Below are 19341 nucleotides of genomic sequence, written 5' to 3' on the forward strand. Positions count from 1 at the left end.
GTCAGTCGCCCTTCGTGAGGATGTCGCGCGGGTTCAGGCGCAGCACCCGTGCGCCGGGGACGAGGGTGGCGAGGGCCGCGATGCCGAGGCCGGTGGCGCCGACTTTGGCGAGGTCGGCGGGGCCGATCCGCACGTCGAGGGAGTCGACGGGGTCGGCCTCGGGGGTGTCGTCGGCGGCGGCGCCGCCGCCGGCCGTGTTGCTGAGGCCGGGGCCCTGGTCACGGGAGTCCGCCTCGGCCGCCGCAGCCGACACGTTGCCCGCGAGGAGCCGGTCGCCGACCGCCTGCGACAGGAACTGGCTGCCCGCCGCCGCGCAGCCGATCGCGAGCAGCGCGCAGGCCGCGACCTCCACCAACTGCTGCCCGAGCAGCCGGGGTTTGCGCTCGCCGAGCGAGAGCAGGATGCCGAGCTCCTTGCGGCGCTCGCGCAGCGAGGAGGCGACGATCAGGGCGAGGATGACGGTGCCGGCCAGCGCGACCAGCCACACGGTGACGGTGGCGAAGTCGGCGGTCTTGGTGATGGGGCCGACGAGCTGCTTGAACTGCTTGTCGTTGACGGACATCGGGAACACCTTCAGGTCCGCGCCGGCCGCCTCGGCGTCCTTCTTCAGGCGGTCGAGGTCGGAGGGGTCGCGCAGGGTGAAGGTGGCCTGCGCGAGATCTCCGCCGTCCTTGCCGACCTCCTTGCCGTCGAGGCGGGTCGCGCCGTCGGGAGTGACGTAGATCTGGTTCGAGGGCGCCATCATCGACGGCACGTACGTGCGCGGGTCGGGCGTGCCGGAGCGGTAGACGCCGACGACGGTGAACTCGGTCTCCTTGGTGGTCAGGCGCCCGTCCGGGTGCTGCACGTTGGCGTTCAGGGTGACCCGGTCGCCGACCTTCAGCTTGTTGTCCTTCGCCACCCGCTCCTCGACGACGAGTGCGTCGTCCTTGCTGTCCGGGGTGATCCCGCGCCCGGCGACGATCTTCGCGTCACCGCTGCGGAAGTCCTTCACCTCGTCCAGGTCGAGGATGCCGTCGGCCTTGAAGAAGTCCGTGCCCCCGGTGTCCTGGCCGGCCGGCGCGGGGACGGGCACGTGCAGCCGGAACTCCTCGGAGGGGGCGGCCACGCCGTCCTTGCTGTAGTTGCACGAGGCCACGACGGAGGACGCGCAGATCCGGTCGACGAGGCCGCGCTTGAGGCGGCCCTCCTCGCCGATCGTGCGGGGCCGGCCGTCGCCGGACCCGCCGCCCGAGTCGATCAGCGCGTTGACGTCGAGCTGCATGGTGACCACCGCGCCGACGCTCCGCTTGGCGGACTCGGCGGCGCGCGCGGCGGCCGACCGGATCAGGAATCCCGACAGGACCAGGGTGCAGATGACGAAGAAGAGCCCCGTCATCAAGGCCGTCTTGCCCGGATGCGCGGTCAGCCGCCACCAGGCCCGCTTGAACGAATTCATGCGCTTCACGCTAGGAGCCGGCCGTTTTGAACCGCGTTTGTGAATACGGCCTCCTACGCGCGGCTCAAACACGGTTCAAATACCGGGTCTGATAGGTCTGGGACGACTTGTCAGACGTATCCGGGAAAAGGTGCGGGCGTGCGCGTGCTGGTGGTGGAGGACGAGCGGTACATGGCGCGCGTCCTGGAAATCGGGCTGCGCCGCGAGGCCATCGCCGTGGACGTGGTGCACGACGGGGCGCGCGCCCTGGAGCAGCTGACGGTGTACGACTACGACGCCGTGGTGCTCGACCGCGACCTGCCCGGGGTGCACGGGGACGAGGTGTGCCGCCGGATCGTGGAGCTCGACCTGGGCTGCCGGATCCTGATGCTGACGGCGGCGGGCCGGCTCGGCGACAAGGTGGAAGGGCTCGGACTCGGGGCGGACGACTATCTCGCGAAGCCCTTCGACTTTCCCGAACTGGTCGCCCGGCTTCGGGCGTTGTACCGCCGCAGCCCGATGACCCACTCCCCCGTCCTGACGTTCGCGGACCTGGAATTCGACACGCACCGCCGACGGGTCACGCGCGGCGGCGGGGAAGTGAAGCTGACGCCGAAGGAACTCGCGGTCCTGGAACTCCTGATGCGCGCGGAAGGCGGCGTACTGAGCGCCGAATACCTCCTCGACAAAGCGTGGGACGCGCAGACGGATCCCTTCACGAACGCGGTCCGGCTGGTTGTCCACACCCTGAGGAAAAAACTGGGGGAACCGCAGCTCGTGCACACCGCGATCAGCGCGGGCTATTACCTGGGGACATCGTGAAGCGCTCCCTGAGCATCCATGCGCGGCTGTTCCTCGGCTTCGCCTCGGCCCTCGCCGTCTGCGCCGCGCTGATGGTCGCGATCATCTACGGGGGGATGCGCTTCCTGCCCAGCTACGGCTTCTCGGACACCGTGATCGTCGACCCCTCCGACGTCACCGACGTCCTGCCGGGCAAGCGCCTGCCGGCGAGCGGCGGGCACGCCGACATCTCCAGCAAGGAGGACGTCTGGAACACGGTCCTGCTGATCTCCGTCGGCGGTGTCCTCGTCGTCGGCGCCCTCGGCCTGACCGCCGGCTGGTTCCTCTCCAAGCGCCTGCTCGCACCGCTGCACACCATCAACGAGGCGGCCCGCAAGGCCGCGGCCGGCAACCTCAGCGACCGTATCGGCGCCACCGGACCGCCCGACGAGCTGCATCAACTCGCCGACACCTTCGACGAGATGCTGGCCCGCCTGGAGGAGTCCTTCGCCGCCCACCAGCGCTTCGCGGCCAACGCCTCGCACGAGCTGCTCACGCCGCTGGCCACCACGCGCGCCGCCCTCCAGGTCGCCGGCGACTCACCCGCACCCGAGGAACTCGCCGAGCTCCTGCCCATGCTCCGCGAGACCAACGACCGCAACATCGCGGTCGTCCGCGCCCTGCTCGACCTCGCGAGCGCCGACCAGGCGCTCTTCGACACCGGCCCGGTGGACGTCTCGGCCCTGGCCCGCGGCGTCGCCGAGGAGTGCGGCCCGCGGGCGGCGGCCGCCGGACTCACCCTCGACAGCGACATCGAGCCCTCCTGCGCGAGCCCCGGAAACACCACGCTGCTGCGGCAGTTGCTGCTCAACCTCCTCGACAACGCGCTCACCCACAACGTGCCCGGCGGCTCGGCGCACCTGTCCGTCTCCGGCACCGAGCGCGTCACGGTCGAGGTCACCAATACGGGCCCGCACCTCGAACAGGCCCAGGTGGACCGCCTGTTCGAGCCGTTCTACCGGGCGGCGCCCCGTATCACCAGCGACCGCAGCGGCCACGGGCTCGGCCTCGCGCTGGTCCGCTCGATCACGCTGGCCCATCACGGCACCCTCACCGCCACCGCCCTGCCCACGGGCGGCCTGACCCTGCGCGTCGAACTCCCGCGCACCGCCCGGTGATCCGCCCGGCGATCCGCCCGCGCACCCTGCCGTGATTCATACGCCCTTGCCTTGAGCGCACTCCAAGGCGTTGGCTGAATCCCCATGAAGTACACACAGCTGGGACGCACAGGACTCAAGGTCAGCCGGCTCGTCCTCGGCACGATGAACTTCGGGCCGCACACGGACGAGAAGGACAGCCACGCAATCATGGATGCCGCGCTCGACGCCGGCATCAACTACTTCGACACCGCCAATGTCTACGGGTGGGGCGAGAACAAGGGCCGCACCGAGGAGATCATCGGCACCTGGTTCGCCGAGGGCGGCGGCCGCCGCGACAAGACGGTCCTCGCCACGAAGGTGTACGGGAACATGGCCGGCGACGGCGACGTGTGGCCCAACCACGACAAGCTCTCGGCGGTGAACATCCGCCGCGCCGTGGACGCCTCGCTCAAGCGGCTCCAGACCGACTACATCGACATCTACCAGTTCCACCACATCGACCGCGACACCCCGGTCGACGAGATCTGGCAGGCCATCGACGTCCTGATCAAGCAGGGCAAGATCCTCTACGCCGGCTCGTCCAACTTCCCCGGCTGGAAGATCGCCCAGGCCAACGAGCAGGCCGCGCGCCGCGGCATGGTCGGCCTGGTCAGCGAGCAGTGCCTGTACAACCTGGCGGAGCGGCGCGCGGAGATGGAGGTCATCCCGGCGGCGCAGGCGTACGGCCTCGGGGTCATCCCGTGGTCGCCGCTGCACGGCGGTCTGCTCGGCGGAGTCCTGAAGAAGGAGGCCACCGAGGGCCGCAGGGCCTCCGGCCGCGCGGCCGAGGTGCTCGCCGATCCCGCGGGCCGCGCGCAGATCCAGGCCTACGAGGACCTGCTCGACAAGCACGGCCTGGCGCCCGGCGAGACGGCCCTGGCCTGGCTGCTCACCCGGCCCGGCGTGACCGGCCCGATCGTGGGCCCGCGCACCGCGGACCAGCTCACCTCGGCGCTGCGCGCCGTGGACCTCGACCTGTCCGCGGAACTCCTGTCCGCCCTGGACGAGGTCTTCCCGGGCACGGGCCCGGCGCCGGAGGCCTTCGCCTGGTGATCTCCTGGCGGCGGCCGCCGCTCGGCGCTCAGCCGCCGAGGGCGGCCGCCACCGCGATCACGGCGAACATCAGCACGAGCACACCGGCCATGATCCGGTTACGAGTCTTCGGGTCCACGCTTCGAGGTTAGCCCTTCCCTTCGAGCGGCCAGTGCCCGACCTCCTCGTACCGCGGCCGCTCACCGGGGATTCCGCTCGTGGGCAGATGACTGCGGACCAGGCTCAGGCGGTCCGCGGTCCAGGGCTCGCCCGCGAATCCGTCCAGCTCGGCGGCATACGGGAGCAGGTCGACCAGCGGCGGGTGGGTCTGGTGCCGGCCCTCCCCGCTGCGGGCGAGCGTGAGATGCGGCACGAACCGGTGGGTGTCCTCCAGCGCGAGCCCCGCCTTGCTCCCGGCGGCATACGCCCGCTCGGCAAGACGCCTGAGCGTGGCGACCTCCCCGCGCACCCCGGCCCACAGCGCCCGCTGCCCGAACCGTCCGCTGCGGTAGAGCGCGAGCTCGAAGGGCGGGGTGCGGTGCGCGGCCCGGCGCAGCCGCTCCTCGAGCCTCGGACGGGCCTCGTCGCGCACATCACCGAGGAACGCGAGCGTGAAGTGCCACCCGGCCGGCTCGGTCCACCGCAGCTTGTCGGCTCCGGGGAGGTTCCTCAGCTCGTCGACGACCGTGCGCAGTTCGGCGACGGCAGCGGGCGGAGGCAGCACTGCTACGAAGAGTCTCACTATCAGCCCCTGCGGCGTTTGAGCAGATCCGAACGAAGTTCGGATGGGGGGTCCGGGGGCGAAGCCCCCGGTTTCGGGAAGGGGCGGGACAGGGGAAAAGCACCCCCACCCCACCGCACCCGCAGCAGACTACGCAGCCGCAGCCAACTGCTCCCTGGGAACGAACCGCACCTGCGGATGCCCGCGGTGCCACCCGAGCCGCACCCGGAGGTCTCCGGCCCGGGCCAGCATCAGGCCGACCCCGCCCGCCGCGAGCAGCGCGACGAGCCCGCCGAAGGCCATGCCCGTCCGGACGCCGTACGCGTCGGTGATCCAGCCGACCAGCGGCGCCCCCACGGGCGTACCGCCGGTGAAGACCATCATGAACAGGGCCATCACACGCCCCCGCATCACCGGGTCCGTGGCCATCTGGATGGAGGAGTTGGCGGTGACGTTCACCGTCAGGCCGAACATCCCGAGCGGCACGAGCAGCACGGCGAAGACCCAGAAGGAGGGCGCGAGGGAGGCCGTCACCAGGAGCCCGCCGAAGGCGATCGCCGCCCCGACGAGCACCCGCAGGCGCGTGGCCCCGCGCCGCGCGGCGAGCAGCGCACCGGCCAGCGAACCGGCCGCCATCAGCGTGTTGAGCATGCCGTAGGTACCGGCGCCGGCGTGGAACACGTCGTCGGAGAAGGCCGACAGCCAGATCGGGAAGTTGAACCCGAAGGTGCCGATGAACCCGACGAGCACGATCGGCCAGATCAGCTCGGGCCGCCCGGCCACGTACCGCAGCCCTTCCTTGAGCTGTCCCTTGGCGCGCGGCGAGGTCTCCACCGCGTGCAGCTCGGAGGTCCGCATCAGCGCGAGGGAGAGCAGCGGCGCGATGAACGAGAGCCCGTTGAACAGGAACGCGTAGCCGCTGCCGACCGCCGCGATCGAGACACCGGCGACGGCGGGCCCGATGAGGCGGGCCGACTGGAAGTTGGCGGAGTTGAGGCTCACCGCGTTGGCGAGCTGCTTCTTGCCGACCATCTCGGAGACGAAGGTCTGCCGCGCCGGGTTGTCGACGACGGTGACCAGGCCCATCACGAAGGCGGTCAGGTAAACGTGCCAGACCTCGACATGTCCGGTCAGGGTCAGGATCGCGAGCGCGAGGCCGGTGAGGCCCATCGCGGACTGCGTGAAGAAGAGCAGGGGCCGCTTCGGCAGCCGGTCCACGAGGACGCCGCCGTACAGGCCGAAGAGCAGCATGGGCAGGAACTGCAGGGCCGTGGTGATACCGACGGCCATGGCGGATCCGGTGAGGCTGAGCACCAGCCAGTCCTGGGCGATGCGCTGCATCCAGGTGCCGGTGTTCGAGACGACCTGTCCGGTGAAGAAGAGCCGGTAGTTGCGGATCTTCAGGGAGGAGAAGGTCGACGGCTTGGTGGGGGCGGTGGAGTCGTGGGTGGTCGGTGCGGGGGCGGAGTCTGCTCCGGATCCCGTACTCAAAAGGGCTCGCCTCCTCGGGCGTTCGGTGGTGCGCGAAGGCACGCGGTGCGGTCGGTGCGTGGCGCCTGCGGGACGTCACGGGCGGGCGGCTACAGGTGCGCGAGCTTCTCCAGGACCGGGGCGGCCGCGCGCAGCTTCGCCCACTCGTCCTCGTCGAGTTCGTCGGCGAGCGCGGCCAGCCAGGCGTTCCGCTTGCGGCGGCTCTGTTCGAGCATGGCCTCGGCCTGCTCGGTCTGGCTGACCACCTTCTGCCGGCGGTCCTCGGGGTGCGGCTCCAGCCTGACCAGGCCCTTGGCCTCGAGCAGTGCCACGATGCGCGTCATCGACGGCGGCTGGACGTGCTCCTTGCGGGCGAGCTCGCCGGGGGTGGCGGAGCCGCAGCGGGCGAGGGTGCCGAGCACCGACATCTCGGTGGGGCTCAGCGACTCGTCCACACGCTGGTGCTTGAGCCGGCGCCCGAGCCGCATCACGGCCGAGCGCAGGGAGTTCACGGCGGCAGCGTCGTCGCCATGGGTCAGGTCAGGCATGTAGTTAGAGTAACTCATTACCCTGACTAAGGAAACCGCATAAAGCCCCTCGCACCCCAAGGGTCGCCCAAGATTTCTAAGCCGCTGGGGGCACCTCCCACGCCCCTTAAGGGCTGTGGGGGACGGGGAAGATCACCCATATGGGTGAGGCGATCGCGGAAAGTGACACGGAAACGGAGGAGCCCCCGCGACTCTGGAGCGCATGGGGACCAGCGTGCTCAGCCTGCGTATAGACGGAGAGCTGCTCGACCGACTCCGTCACCATGCCGGCATAAGGGGAATGAACGTCCAGGACTATGTGATCCGCACCCTCGTGCGGACCGACTTCGACGAGCGCTTCAAGGCCGCCGTCGAGGAGACCCAGCGGTTCTACGGGGACGGGGACCAGGGGCCGTACGAGCAGTCGTACGGGCAGCCCGAACCGGAACAGCCCGGGCACTCCGCGAGGAGAAGCCCGGGCCGTCACGCCGCACCGGCGACTCAGGTCAGCCCGAGCGCCGGCATCAGGTAGTAGAAGGCGAACACGGCGGAGACCGCGTACATCGCGGCCGGCACCTCGCGGCCGCGGCCCGCGGCCAGGCGGAGCACGGTGAAGGTGATGAAGCCGATGCCGATGCCGTTCGTGATCGAGTAGGTGAACGGCATCATCACCATGGTCAGGAACGCCGGGATCGCGATCGTGTAGTCCTTCCAGTCGATCGCGGTGATCGAGCCGGACAGGATCAGGAAGCCCACCGCGAGCAGTGCGGGGGTCGCGGCCTGCGAGGGCACCATCAGGGCCAGCGGCGTCAGGAACAGCGAGGCGGTGAACAGGCCGCCGGTGACCACGTTCGCCAGACCGGTGCGCGCGCCCTCGCCGACACCGGCCGTGGACTCCACGAAGCAGGTGGTGGCCGAGGAGGAGCTGGCGCCGCCCGCCGCGACGGCGAGACCGTCGACGAGCAGCACCTTGTTGATGCCGGGCATCTGGCCGTCGGCGTCCACCAGCTTGGCCTCGTCGGCCACGCCCATGATCGTGCCCATCGCGTCGAAGAAGCACGACAGCAGCACGGTGAAGACGAACAGGACACCGGTGAGGATGCCGACCTTGGAGAAGCCGCCGAACAGGCTGACCTGACCGATCAAGCCGAAGTCCGGCGTGGCCACCGGGTTGCCCGGCCACTCCGGAGTGGTCAGACCCCAGCTCGGGATGTCCGCGAGCGCGTTGATCACCATCGCGACCACGGTCATCACGAGGATCGAGATCAGGATCGCGCCGGGCACCTTGCGCACGATCAGCGACAGCGTGAGCAGCACACCGAGCACGAACACCAGGACGGGCCAGCCGTTGAGGTGGCCGTCGGAGCCGAGCTGCAGCGGCACGGTGGTGTGGGCGGCGTCCGGGATACGGGAGACGAAGCCGGAGTCGACCAGGCCGATCAGCATGATGAACAGGCCGATACCGATCGCGATGCCCTTGCGCAGACCGAGCGGCACCGCGTTCATCACGCGCTCCCGCAGCCCGGTCGCGACGAGCAGCATCACCACGAAGCCGGCGAGCACCACCATGCCCATCGCATCCGGCCAGCTCATCCGGGGCGCGAGCTGGAGCGCGACCACCGTGTTGACGCCGAGTCCGGCGGCGAGCGCGATCGGCACGTTGCCGATGACACCCATGAGCAGCGTCGTGAACGCGGCGGTGAGCGCGGTCGCCGTGACCAGCTGGCCGTTGTCCAGCTGGTGGCCGTACATGTCCTTCGCGCTGCCGAGGATGATCGGGTTCAGCACGATGATGTAGGCCATCGCGAAGAAGGTCGCGAAGCCGCCGCGCACCTCGCGGGCGACGGTCGAGCCGCGCTCGGAGATCTTGAAGAAACGGTCCAGCCCGCTGCTCGGATACGGCGGGGGCTTCGGGGAGTCGACCGGGGCGGGGGCCGAGGAGGACATGCGTGACCTTCGACGGAGGGAGAGGGCTGCGGACGCTGTCGGCTGACCGATTCGTTTGCTCTTTGTGTCATCAAACGAAAGAAACTGGCCAGACTGAAGCTGTTTCAGTATGAATAAACAGGCCGTGAAAAGCCATCTACGCGCGTCACCGCAGACGTGGGGCGGGCGTGACAAGCGCGCGGGGCGTGCTCGGGCGGCGCGCGGGGGCGTGCTCAGGCGGCGCACGGGGCAGCGCATAAGCTGGTCGCATGGCGAAGTGGGAAGCGAAGCACGAGGCGCCGGAGCCCCTGGAGGGTCCCGTCGTCGCCACCATCACCGGCGGCACGATCCTGTGGTTCGTCCTCTTTCTCGTGCAGGTCCCCTTCTACGGCTGGTTCGACGACCGCGACCTGACCTGGTGGGTGTGGACCTGCCTGGCCGGCGCCGGGCTCGGGCTCATCGGCATCTGGTACGTCCGCAAGCGCGATGCGGCGATCAAGCGGCACGCGGCCGATCGGGCCGGTTCCGCCTCCGCCGAAGGTGCCGAAGGTACGAGCGCGTAGTACCCAGGTCGGATCTTCCGGCTCCGTATCCCTGATTCCCGCGCCCTCGACGCGAAAGAGCACCCCCGGCCCCGTACCGTCTGACTCATGACGCAGCGGGCACAGCTAGACACCGACGGACCCGACCCCGGAGGCAGGCCACCGGCGATCGACGCCGGCGCCGAACTCGATCCGGTGCACCCGGTCCCGCCCCCTGAAGCGGCCCCCGACCGGGCCCGCGGTCTGACCACCGCCGAGGTCGCCGAGCGGGTGGCGCGCGGGGAGATCAACGACGTCCCGGTGCGCAGCAGCCGGTCGATGACCGACATCGTGCGCGCCAACGTCTTCACGCGCTTCAACGCGATCATCGGCGTGCTCTGGTTCATCATGCTGTTCGTCGCGCCGATCCAGGACAGCCTCTTCGGCTTCGTGATCCTCGCGAACACCGGCATCGGCATCATCCAGGAGTGGCGCGCCAAGAAGACCCTGGACAGCCTCGCGGTGATCGGCGAGGCCAAGCCGACCGTGCGGCGCGACGGGGTCGCGGCCGAGGTGTCCACCTCCGAGATCGTGCTCGGGGACCTGATCGAGATCGGGCCCGGCGACAAGATCGTGGTCGACGGCGAGGTGATCGAGGCCGACGGTCTGGAGGTCGACGAGTCGCTGCTCACCGGCGAGGCCGATCCCGTCCTGAAGAAGCCCGGCGACCAGGTGATGTCCGGGTCGTTCGTGGTCGCGGGTGGCGGCGCGCACACGGCGACGAAGGTGGGACGCGAGGCGTACGCGGCCCAGCTGGCCGAGGAGGCCAGCCGCTTCACGCTCGTCCACTCCGAGCTGCGCTCCGGCATCTCCACGATCCTCAAGTACGTGACGTGGCTGATGATCCCGACCTCGATCGGTCTGGTCATCTCGCAACTGGTCGTCAAGGACGACGACTTGAAGCAGTCCATCGCGTACACGGTGGGCGGCATCGTCCCGATGATCCCCGAGGGCCTGGTCCTGCTGACCTCCGTGGCCTTCGCGATCGGCGTGATCCGCCTGGGCCGCAAGCAGTGCCTCGTGCAGGAACTCCCGGCCATCGAGGGCCTCGCGCGCGTGGACACGGTCTGCCTGGACAAGACGGGCACGCTGACCGAGGGCGGCATGGACGTCACGGACCTGCGCCTGCTGAACGGCGCGGACGAGACGTACGTACGCAAGGTGCTCGGTGCACTCGGCGAGTCCGACCCGCGCCCGAACGCCTCCCTCCAGGCCATCATCGACGCCTACCCGGACCACGAGGACTGGCGCTGCACCGAGTCGCTGCCGTTCTCCTCGGCCCGCAAGTACAGCGGCGCCAGCTTCAGCGAGGGCGACGGCGAGGACTCGACCTGGCTGCTCGGCGCCCCCGACGTACTGCTTCCCGCCGACGACCCGGCGCTCGCCGAGATCGAGGAGCTCAACAAGCAGGGCCTGCGCGTGCTCCTTCTCGCCCGCAGCGAGGCCTCCGAGCTGGACGATCCGCGGGTCGCCGAGGGCGCCCGCGCCACCGCCCTGGTGGTCCTGGAGCAGCGTCTGCGCCCGGACGCGGCCGACACCCTGCGCTACTTCGAGGAGCAGGACGTCGCCGCCAAGGTGATCTCCGGTGACAACGCGGTCTCGGTCGGCGCGGTGGCCGGCAAGCTGAGTCTGCCCGGCGCGGAGAACACGGTCGACGCCCGTACGCTGCCCAAGGACCAGGCCGAGATGGCCCAAGTGCTCGACGAGAACGCGGTGTTCGGCCGCGTCACCCCGCAGCAGAAGCGGGACATGGTCGGTGCGCTCCAGTCCAAGGGCCACACGGTCGCGATGACCGGCGACGGCGTCAACGACGTACTCGCGCTCAAGGACGCCGACATCGGCGTCTCGATGGGCTCGGGCTCGGAGGCGACGCGCGCGGTCGCGCAGATCGTGCTCCTCAACAACAGCTTCGCGACGCTGCCTTCGGTGGTGGCCGAGGGCCGCCGCGTCATCGGCAACATCACGCGGGTCGCGACCCTCTTCCTCGTGAAGACGGTCTACTCGGTGCTGCTCGCCCTCCTGGTGGTCTGCACGCAGGTCGAGTACCTCTTCCTGCCCCGCCACCTCACCCTGCTCTCCACCCTGACGATCGGCGTCCCGGCCTTCTTCCTCGCGCTCGCCCCCAACAAGGAGCGCGCGAAGCCGCACTTCGTGAAACGCGTCATGCGGTACGCGATCCCGGGCGGCGTGATCGCGGGCACGGCCACGTTCGTCACCTACGTCCTGGCCCGCCACCACTACACGGGCGCGGGCGCCCGCGAGGCGGAGACCAGCGCGGCCACGCTCTGCCTCTTCCTGGTGGCCATCTGGGTCCTGGCGATCATCGCCCGCCCCTACACCTGGTGGCGCCTGCTCCTGATCGGCGCGATGGGCTTCGGCTTCATGCTCGTCATGGTCGTCCCCTGGCTCCAGGACTTCTTCCAGCTGAAGCTCGCGGGCACGACGATGCCGTGGGCGGCGGTGGCGATCGCGGCGGTCGCGGCGGCGGGGATCGAGTTCGCGTTCCGGTGGGTGGACCGGAAGTTCCCGGCGTAGCTCTCTCCCGTACGCGAAGAGCCCGGTCCCTCGGGGTGAGGGGCCGGGCTCTTTACTTGTACATGTTTCCGGTACCATGGCGGTACGGGTTATCGGTACCAGTGGAAGGCTGCCGCCATGTCCATCAGCGCCAGTGAAGCCAGGGCGACGCTGTTCCCCTTGATAGAGCGCGTCAACACCGACCACGCCCCAGTGCGCATCACCTCCAAGAACGGTGACGCCGTTCTGATGTCCGCGGACGACTATGACGCCTGGCAGGAGACGGTGTACCTGCTGCGTTCACCGGCCAGCGCCAGGCGCCTGATGGAGGCTGTGGCTCGTGACCGGGAGGGATCGACCACGGTCGATCGGACGGTGGACGAGCTGAGGGAGCTCGCCGGAGGCGAGGAGTGAGGAGTGTCCACTTCGACCCCGCAGCCTGGGAGGACTTCCAGTTCTGGCTGGCGTCGGACCGGAAGACGGCCCGCCGGATCGTGCGGCTGATCGGCGAGATCCAGCGGGATCCGTTCACCGGTATCGGGAAGCCCGAGCCGCTCAAGGGCCACCTGTCGGGGTACTGGTCCCGCAGAATCGATGACGAGCACCGACTGGTCTATCGGGCGGACGACAAAGAAGTGAAGATCCTCCAGGCGCGCTACCACTACTGACCCGGCCGCCGACCGTCCGGCCGGGTCGGCAGGTCAGTCGAACCAGCGGTCCCGCGCCAGTTCCTCCGTGCGGGACGGGTCCTCGAGCAGCGCCGCCACCTCGAAGCGCCGCGGCCACTGGCCCGCCGCCCAGGCGAGGCCCGCCGCCACGCCCTCCAGGGTGGCCGCGTGGACCGTGCCGTCGCGGCCGCGGTGCCAGTCGACTTCGAGGCCGTCGACCAGGAGCTCCTCGTATTCGCGGTACGAGGACGGGGTCGAGGGGCCCAGCAGGGTGCGGACCGAGGGCGGGACCTCGTGTGTGGTGCCCTCGCCCGTGACCGCTCCCGTGACGACCGTGCTGAGGCGCCGTACCTGGAAAAGGTCCGCCAGGTCGGCGGCGCGCGCGGGCGCGACCGGGAGCAGCGGGCGGCCCTCGGCGAAGGGCAGCAGGTCCGGGGCGTCCGCGACCAGGGCGTCCGCAGCGTCCACGACCACCACCTCGCCGTCCACCACGGCCCGCAGCTCGTCGGGGAGCGTGACCTGCTCGGGGTCGAGCAGCGCCAACGCCCCGTACAGCCCGTGCAGTTGAGCCGCCGAGACCGGCAGGGACGGGTCGGCGAGGCGGTCGAGGAGCTCGGCCGCGCCGCCTGGCTCGTCAAGGAGTGAGGCCACCGAGGTGCGCACGCCGAGGGCGCGCAGGACCTGCTCGTCCTCGAAGCCGCTCGCGTCGGCCTCCTCGTAGAGGCCCGCGAGCAGCGGGTCGCCGCCGGCCGCGCGCAGACCGGCCGGGCGGCGCCCGTCGAGCACGGGGTGCCCGCGCAGCCACCAGGCCGTGTACGGGCGGGCGGTCTCGGTGGTGCCGTCGGGCAGCAGGATGCGGACCCGCTGGGTGAGGGCGTCCCTGAGCGGGGGCTGCGCGAGCAGGGCGAGGGCTTCGGGCCAGCGGTCGTCGTCGACGAGGTCGAGGTCGCGTACGGCGATGAGCTCGGTGGCGACCGGCGGCACCGGGGTGTCGGGCAGCGCGTCGAGGAGGTCCTCGCACCACACGTCCACCGCGTCGAGCAGTCCGGCGTCGTCGGGCTCGGCGAAGTCGCCCTCGCGCGGCTCGAGTTCGTCGGGGTCGAGGACGACGTCCGTGGCCCGTACGAGCGCGAAGTCGGCCAGCACGCCGCAGGCGGCGAGGGGCTGCTCGCCCCAGCGGCCGGCCAGCTCGGCGTCGACCTCGGCGAGTTCGCCGGGCCGGATCACCGAGGCGAAACGGCTGCCGGGCAGGACGAGTTCACCGGCCGGGGCGAGTTCGCCCTCGTCGTCGGGGAGCGCGAGCGCGCCGAGCCAGGGTTCGTCGCCGGGCGCGAGGGCAGCGTCACGAGCGAGCCCGAGGACCACCTCGGCCAACTCCTCGGCGTCCAGGGCGTCTTCGTCCCACACATCGCCGGTCGCTCCGTCGAGCGACGCCGCGACGGCGGTCCTGACCTGGGGCGTACGGAGCACGGCGCGCGGGGTGGCGGGCAGGGCGCCCAGCTTCTCCAGGAGCGCGTGGGCGGCGTCGGGATGGGCGACCTTGAGGCCCAGGCGCGCCAACCGGTCGGCGTCCGAAGGGGTTTCGGCGGTGGGCAGCAGCACCTGGCGCGGGCCGATGGTGGTCCGGCCGTCGGCGAGCGGCACCGGAAGGCCGGTCAGCCGGTCGGGGTCCACACCCGCCAGGGACTCGTAGAGCCTCCCCCACCAGCCGGCCGCGCGCTCCAGGCCCGCAAGCCGGTCGATGGCGTCCTGCAACGGGACGCGGGCGACGCCCAGCGTGCGCAGCTCGGCGCGGCGCTCCAGGCCGGCCGGGAGGAGCGTCGGCAGCACCTCGGCGAGCACCCGTACGGTCTCGGCGCCCGCGCCCTCGACCACCTCGGCCTCGAACGGGCGCAGGGCGACGGGGAGTTCGTCGGCGTCGGCCGGCGCACTCGTGTCGGGCTGCGCACCCGTGAGGGCGGGCGGCAGGAACGCGGTGCGCGGCAGCAGCTCCAGGACCGCCGCCCGCAGCGCACCGTCCAGCTCGCCCTTGCCGAGCGGGCCCGGCACGAGGTCGATCAGGCCGGTGGACACGGGCCGCCAGGCGCCGAGCAGTTCGGCGTACGCGGCGGCCGCGCGGCCCACGAGGAAGTCGGTGAGCGGGCCCGGCGCCACGTGCCGGCGGGTGGTGTCCAGCGGGAACGAGGCGATGAGCAGGGCCGGGACGCCGAGCGGTTCGTCGCTCGGGGTCGGGGCGTGCAGGACCGGCGCGGTGCGCGGGCGTTCGGGCGCGCCGTCGGCGCCGACGGGCACGGCCCAGGTGACGGACCAGTGCGGGCGCAGGCGCTCCTCGACCGGCCGGTCCGCCAGAAGCGCGGGGTCGGTCGGGCCGTGCTGCGTGACGGTGCGCCAGCGGGTGGTGCCGTCGCGGGTGTCCTCGATGCGGACGAGCCCGTCGTCCCCGGTGTGCCGGGTCAGGGTCCTGACCTCGTCGTCGGTCTCCACGACGACCTCGGCGAGGCCGGGCAGGGTGAGCAGCAGCGAGGCGTCCACGGCGGCGAGCAGCCGCTCCGCGAGGCCGGCCGCGGCGGCGTCGCGCAGCGGAAGCACCACGACGGTGTCGTACGAGGCGGGGGGCGCGCCCTCGGCGGCGAACGGCAGCCGAAGCAGCGGCACATGTCCCTCGCGGCGCCGCAACTCCTCGCCGAGCTCCGGGTGGTGGGCGGCCGTCTCCTGCGCGAGGGTGCGGGCCTCCCCGAGGGACCAGCGCACCCCGCCGGCCCGGCTCAGGACGGCCGGTTCGTCGGACACGGCGAGCACGGCCGCGAAGCCGACGCCGAAGCGGCCGACGGCGCCCTGCGTGTCCTCGCGCTTGGCGCTGGCGCGCAGGGTGCTGAGGGATTCGACGCCGCGGGCGTCGAGCGGGGCGCCGGTGTTGGCGGCGGCCAGGGTCCGGTTCCTGAGCGTCAGGCGCAGCCGGCCCGGGGCGCCGGTGCGGGCCGCGGCGTCGGCGGCGTTCTGCGCCAACTCCACGACGAGGCGGTCGCGGTAGCCGCCGAGTGCGAGGTCCTCCTCGGCGTTGGCGTCCTCACGGAACCGCGCCGCCGAGGCGGCCCAGGCGTCGAGCACACCTCTGCGCAGCCTCGCGGTGCCGAAGGGGTCCTGCCCTTCTTGTGCGGGGCGCACGGGCTTGCTCGTCACGGGGTGACCTTCCGGGTCGGGGGCTGCCTGGGTTCCGGCTGGAGTGACGGTACCGCCTGGGAACCCGGGGTCCCCGCCCGCACCTCAGCCCGGACTCGCCCGCACCCGGGAGCGCGCCCGCCCCCGGGAGCCCGTTACGAGTGCCCCAGATCCTCCGCGGCACCGGCGCCCACCGACACCGAACCCGAATCGGCGTCCGGGCGCAGCGGCAGCGGGTCCACGTGGAACTCGTCGATCACCGGCTGCGAGGGCGTCGGCGGCTTCGGCATGACGGCCGCCTCGGAGTGCCCGCCGCAGCCGTACGAGAGCGAGACCACGTGGCCGTCCGCCGGGCCGAACTCGTTGGCGCAGACGCCGAAGGCCTGCCGCAGGGAGCCGCTGAGCGGGACGAGGAAGCCGCAGGAGACGCAGGAGGCCGGAGCGGCCTGCGCCATCGGGGTCTTCGCGCCGAAGTTCTCGTCCCAGCGGTCGGCCGCCACGTGCAGCCCGTACCGCGAGAGGACCCGGGCCCGGCGCATGCCGAGCTCCTCGGCCACCGCGGAGATGGAGCCGCGCGAGGGCGCGGCGGGCAGCTCGGCGGGCGAGCCGTCGGTGACCTCGGCGTCCTCGGCCTCGACGAGCTCGGCCATCTCCTCGGAGACCACCGAGTTCGGCGGCGGCGCGTCCTCGCCGGTGAAGCCCGGCTCCAGGCGCAGGTCGTCCGCCTCGGTCGGGAGCAGGTCGCCGGGGCCCATGTCGCCGGGGCGCAGCCGCTCGCTCCACGGCACCCACTCGGGGGCGAGCAGGGCGTCGGGGCCGGGCAGCAGCACCGTTTCGTCCAGGGTGACGAACTTCGCGCGGGAGGCGCGGGCGACGGTCACCGCCCAGCGCCAGCCGCGGTAGCCCGGCTCCTTGCACTCGAAGAAGTGGGTGACGACCCGGTCCCCTTCGGCGATCGCGGAGACGTGCTCTCCGACGACGCCCGGGTAGGCGGCCTCCTCGGCGGCCTCCCTCGCAAGGTCGACCGCCTCGGCGCACAGGCGGTCGGGGGTGCGGCTTCGCGTTGTCGCTGCGCTCACAGGTATCGCTTCTCTCCTACGCCGTGTCTTCGGGTGCGCCGGCTTCCGGCGACGGGGGCGGACGGAGCGGACCAGGGGACCGCGTCGACGTCCGCGCCCGGTCACTCTCGGGCGCACCTACGCCATCCATTCTGCGGGATCGCGAAGAGGCGCGCGGCCAAGACCAACCGCCGCAGGCGCGCTACGCACGCTACCCCCTCCGAGGGCCGAGGCCCACACGGCCTCGTCGACCCGTTCCGCGAAGGGGTGCCGGACGCGGGGAAACGCGGCCGGGTCCGCGGCAGGGATCAGGCGTCCGGACGGGGTGAGCGCCGGGCGCGTTGGGGCACTATGTCGGGGTGACCATTTCGGGCTCACGTGCTTCGGGGAATGCGGTGCGCAAGGCGGGCCGGGCCGCAGGCCGCGTCCTGAGCGCGCCCTTTGCGAAAACGGGACGCGGGATCCGCAAGGTCACCAGCGCGCACGGCGCGGGCGAGTCCGGGCTCGGCAAGCTCATCGAGCTGCACGCGGTGAACAGCGCGGGCGACATGCTCGTCACCGTCGCCCTCGCCTCCACCGTCTTCTTCTCCGTGCCGACCGACGAGGCCCGCGGGCGCGTCGCGCTCTACCTCGCCATCACAATGGCCCCCTTCACGCTGCTCGCCCCGGTGATCGGCCCGCTGCTCGACCGCATCCCGCACGGCCGCCGCGCGGCGATGGCCGCGGCGATGCTGGCCCGCGCGCTGCTCGCGCTGATGCTGGCGGGCGCGGTGGTCGCCGGGACGCTCGAGCTGTATCCGGCGGCGCTCGGGGTGCTGGTCGCGTCGAAGGCGTACGGGGTGGTCAGAAGCGCCGTCGTGCCGCGGCTGCTTCCGCCGGCGTTCTCGCTGGTGAAGGCGAACTCGCGGGTGACGCTCGGCGGGCTGCTCGCGACCGGACTCGCGGCACCGGTCGGCGCGGGCCTGCACCAGCTCGGGCCGCGCTGGCCGCTGTACGCGGCGTTCTCGCTCTTCGTCGTCGGCACCTTCCTGTCCTTCACGCTGCCCCACAAGGTGGACTCGGCCAAGGGCGAGGACCGGGCGCTGCTCGCCGCCGACGAGGACCATCTGCATCTCGGGCAGCAGCGGGAGTACGGGAAGAAGCCGGGCCTCAGGACCGTCGGTCCGGCCGTCACGCACGCGCTCGCGGCGAACGCGGGGCTGCGCTGCCTGTCCGGGTTCCTGATCTTCTTCCTGGCGTTCCTGCTGCGCGAGCACCCCTTCGACGGGCAGAGCGCCGCCGTCTCGCTGGGCATGGTCGCGGTGGCGGCCGGGCTCGGGAACGCGCTGGGCACGGCGGTCGGCGCGGCGCTGCGGGGCCGGGCGCCCGAGCTGATCGTGGTGACGGTGGGCGCGGTGGCCACCGGTGTCGCGGTCACCGCGGCCGTGTTCTTCGGCGCCCCGCTGGTGGCCGCGCTCGGCGCGGTCACGGGCGCGGCCCAGGCCCTGGCGAAGCTGGCGCTCGACGCGCTGATCCAGCGCGATGTGCCGGAACTGGTCCGCAACTCCGCCTTCGCCCGCTCCGAGACCCTGCTCCAGATGGCGTGGGTGGTGGGCGGCGCGATCGGCATCGTGCTCCCGCTGCACGGGGTGCTCGGCTTCGCCGTGGCCGCCGCGCTGGTCGGCACGTCCTGGCTGCTGACCGTACGGGGACTGCTCGGCGCGGCCCGCCACGGGCCCGCCCGCCCGCGGGTGGCGTGAGGATCGCCACGCCGTACCCACCTGGCCGTCCGTCCCTGCCCTCCCGATAGCCTTCGGCCATGACCTCCCTGCGCTTCTCCGCCAAGGGCCGCCGCGTCGCGGCCACGCTTGGCGCCGTTTCGGCCGGCCTGCTCGTGCTCTCCGCGTGCGAGAAGCCGAGCCCCGTCGCGACCGTCACCTTCGGCAGCGACTCGGTGTCGACCGACGCGACCTGCTACGAGCACGACAAGAACCTCCCGATGGCCGAGGCCGCCAAGTGCGCCCTCAAGAAGTCCTCGAAGACCATCAAGGTCAGCCAGGGCGAGACGCTGCGCGTCGGGGTCGACCCGAAGGTCGCCGAGACCGGCTGGTCGCTGTGGATCAACGGCCAGCAGGCCACGAACCCGTACAAGAAGACGTACTACTCCTTCGAGGGCATCGATCTGTTCGCGCCCCAGCAGGGCCAGCCCGCCCCCAAGACCCTCTACGTGAGCGTCGTCGAGCAGAACGAGCGCGGCGACAAGGTCAAGGGCGTGTGGAACTTCAAGCTCGAGAACGCCGACGCGTAAGC

The 19341-nt window shown here is 71.6% G+C and carries 17 protein-coding genes; 10 read left to right on the forward strand and 7 right to left on the reverse strand.

All coding sequences use genetic code 11. The annotated features are described in order from the left end of the window. Position 1 precedes the first annotated feature (1 nt). Positions 2-1438: an ABC transporter permease gene (locus tag BLT97_RS32565; protein WP_093616784.1), complete on the reverse strand. Its 1437-nt coding sequence runs from the start codon at positions 1436-1438 to the stop codon at positions 2-4. Between the two features lie 138 nt (positions 1439-1576). Here BLT97_RS32565 and BLT97_RS32570 point away from each other — a divergent pair, with 138 nt between their 5' ends. The 3 genes from BLT97_RS32570 to BLT97_RS32580 all read left to right on the forward strand — a co-directional run bounded on the left by BLT97_RS32570 (position 1577) and on the right by BLT97_RS32580 (position 4449). After that, entirely contained in the window at positions 1577-2239 is a 663-nt protein-coding gene (locus tag BLT97_RS32570) for a response regulator transcription factor (protein WP_093616786.1), read from the forward strand. Beyond that, positions 2236-3375: a sensor histidine kinase gene (locus BLT97_RS32575; RefSeq protein WP_245769671.1), complete on the forward strand. Its 1140-nt coding sequence runs from the start codon at positions 2236-2238 to the stop codon at positions 3373-3375. The genes BLT97_RS32570 and BLT97_RS32575 overlap by 4 nt, the downstream gene beginning before the upstream one ends. 84 nt (positions 3376-3459) lie before the next feature. Beyond that, positions 3460-4449 carry an aldo/keto reductase gene (locus BLT97_RS32580; RefSeq protein ID WP_093616788.1) on the forward strand — a complete coding sequence of 330 codons (990 nt, stop codon included), beginning with the start codon at positions 3460-3462 and terminating at the stop codon, positions 4447-4449. Positions 4450-4576: 127 nt separating this feature from the next. Here BLT97_RS32580 and thpR read toward each other — a convergent pair whose 3' ends face one another. The 3 genes from thpR to BLT97_RS32595 all read right to left on the reverse strand — a co-directional run bounded on the left by thpR (position 4577) and on the right by BLT97_RS32595 (position 7167). Further along, the gene (gene thpR, locus BLT97_RS32585) at positions 4577-5170 is read right to left on the reverse strand and encodes an RNA 2',3'-cyclic phosphodiesterase (RefSeq protein ID WP_093616790.1); all 594 of its coding nucleotides are present in this window, start codon (positions 5168-5170) and stop codon (positions 4577-4579) included. Positions 5171-5299: 129 nt separating this feature from the next. Then, positions 5300-6640: an MFS transporter gene (locus BLT97_RS32590; protein WP_093616792.1), complete on the reverse strand. Its 1341-nt coding sequence runs from the start codon at positions 6638-6640 to the stop codon at positions 5300-5302. A gap of 89 nt (positions 6641-6729) precedes the next feature. Continuing rightward, positions 6730-7167: a MarR family winged helix-turn-helix transcriptional regulator gene (locus BLT97_RS32595; protein ID WP_093616794.1), complete on the reverse strand. Its 438-nt coding sequence runs from the start codon at positions 7165-7167 to the stop codon at positions 6730-6732. Between the two features lie 202 nt (positions 7168-7369). Here BLT97_RS32595 and BLT97_RS38765 point away from each other — a divergent pair, with 202 nt between their 5' ends. Continuing rightward, entirely contained in the window at positions 7370-7678 is a 309-nt protein-coding gene (locus BLT97_RS38765; protein ID WP_245769672.1) for a type II toxin-antitoxin system TacA family antitoxin, read from the forward strand. Here the strand turns inward: BLT97_RS38765 and BLT97_RS32605 are convergent. Further along, positions 7648-9093 (reverse strand): NCS2 family permease, encoded by a 1446-nt coding sequence (locus BLT97_RS32605; RefSeq protein WP_093616796.1) that lies wholly within the window; start codon positions 9091-9093, stop codon positions 7648-7650. The genes BLT97_RS38765 and BLT97_RS32605 overlap by 31 nt on opposite strands. 248 nt (positions 9094-9341) lie before the next feature. Here BLT97_RS32605 and BLT97_RS32610 point away from each other — a divergent pair, with 248 nt between their 5' ends. The 4 genes from BLT97_RS32610 (at position 9342) to BLT97_RS32625 (ending at position 12835) form a co-directional block, all read left to right on the forward strand. Continuing rightward, positions 9342-9635, forward strand: a complete 294-nt coding sequence (locus BLT97_RS32610) for a DUF2530 domain-containing protein (protein WP_093616798.1) — start codon at positions 9342-9344, stop codon at positions 9633-9635. A gap of 87 nt (positions 9636-9722) precedes the next feature. Continuing rightward, positions 9723-12188, forward strand: a complete 2466-nt coding sequence (locus BLT97_RS32615; protein ID WP_093616800.1) for a cation-translocating P-type ATPase — start codon at positions 9723-9725, stop codon at positions 12186-12188. A gap of 117 nt (positions 12189-12305) precedes the next feature. Then, positions 12306-12581 carry a type II toxin-antitoxin system Phd/YefM family antitoxin gene (locus BLT97_RS32620; protein WP_093616802.1) on the forward strand — a complete coding sequence of 92 codons (276 nt, stop codon included), beginning with the start codon at positions 12306-12308 and terminating at the stop codon, positions 12579-12581. Continuing rightward, a complete protein-coding gene (locus BLT97_RS32625; protein WP_093616804.1) occupies positions 12578-12835 on the forward strand; it encodes a Txe/YoeB family addiction module toxin in 258 nt (85 codons plus the stop codon). The genes BLT97_RS32620 and BLT97_RS32625 overlap by 4 nt, the downstream gene beginning before the upstream one ends. Before the next feature lie 33 nt (positions 12836-12868). On the opposite strand, the gene BLT97_RS32630 is transcribed toward BLT97_RS32625, so the two are convergent. Both BLT97_RS32630 and BLT97_RS32635 read right to left on the reverse strand, forming a co-directional pair. Beyond that, a complete protein-coding gene (locus BLT97_RS32630; protein WP_093616806.1) occupies positions 12869-16015 on the reverse strand; it encodes a sacsin N-terminal ATP-binding-like domain-containing protein in 3147 nt (1048 codons plus the stop codon). A 134-nt stretch (positions 16016-16149) separates the two neighbouring features. After that, on the reverse strand, positions 16150-17073 hold the full coding sequence (locus tag BLT97_RS32635; protein ID WP_093616808.1) for a DUF3027 domain-containing protein: 924 nt from the start codon (positions 17071-17073) through the stop codon (positions 16150-16152). Between the two features lie 344 nt (positions 17074-17417). Here BLT97_RS32635 and BLT97_RS32640 point away from each other — a divergent pair, with 344 nt between their 5' ends. Beyond that, entirely contained in the window at positions 17418-18791 is a 1374-nt protein-coding gene (locus BLT97_RS32640; RefSeq protein WP_176953975.1) for an MFS transporter, read from the forward strand. A gap of 59 nt (positions 18792-18850) precedes the next feature. Further along, positions 18851-19339 (forward strand): hypothetical protein, encoded by a 489-nt coding sequence (locus tag BLT97_RS32645; protein WP_093616812.1) that lies wholly within the window; start codon positions 18851-18853, stop codon positions 19337-19339. The last annotated feature ends 2 nt before the right edge of the window (positions 19340-19341 follow it).

The sequence above is a fragment of the Streptomyces indicus genome, from assembly GCF_900100315.1.
Taxonomy (GTDB): domain Bacteria; phylum Actinomycetota; class Actinomycetes; order Streptomycetales; family Streptomycetaceae; genus Streptomyces; species Streptomyces indicus.

What these genes read in the sequence shown, in the direction of transcription:
- BLT97_RS32610 (WP_093616798.1), top strand. Translation starts at nt 9,342, where the DNA reads ATGGCGAAGTGGGAAGCGAAGCACGAGGCGCCGGAGCCCCTGGAGGGT.
- BLT97_RS32595 (WP_093616794.1), bottom strand. Translation starts at nt 7,167, where the DNA reads ATGCCTGACCTGACCCATGGCGACGACGCTGCCGCCGTGAACTCCCTG.
- BLT97_RS32605 (WP_093616796.1), bottom strand. Translation starts at nt 9,093, where the DNA reads ATGTCCTCCTCGGCCCCCGCCCCGGTCGACTCCCCGAAGCCCCCGCCG.
- BLT97_RS32615 (WP_093616800.1), top strand. Translation starts at nt 9,723, where the DNA reads ATGACGCAGCGGGCACAGCTAGACACCGACGGACCCGACCCCGGAGGC.
- BLT97_RS32565 (WP_093616784.1), bottom strand. Translation starts at nt 1,438, where the DNA reads ATGAATTCGTTCAAGCGGGCCTGGTGGCGGCTGACCGCGCATCCGGGC.
- BLT97_RS32645 (WP_093616812.1), top strand. Translation starts at nt 18,851, where the DNA reads ATGACCTCCCTGCGCTTCTCCGCCAAGGGCCGCCGCGTCGCGGCCACG.
- BLT97_RS32620 (WP_093616802.1), top strand. Translation starts at nt 12,306, where the DNA reads ATGTCCATCAGCGCCAGTGAAGCCAGGGCGACGCTGTTCCCCTTGATA.
- BLT97_RS38765 (WP_245769672.1), top strand. Translation starts at nt 7,370, where the DNA reads ATGGGGACCAGCGTGCTCAGCCTGCGTATAGACGGAGAGCTGCTCGAC.
- BLT97_RS32580 (WP_093616788.1), top strand. Translation starts at nt 3,460, where the DNA reads ATGAAGTACACACAGCTGGGACGCACAGGACTCAAGGTCAGCCGGCTC.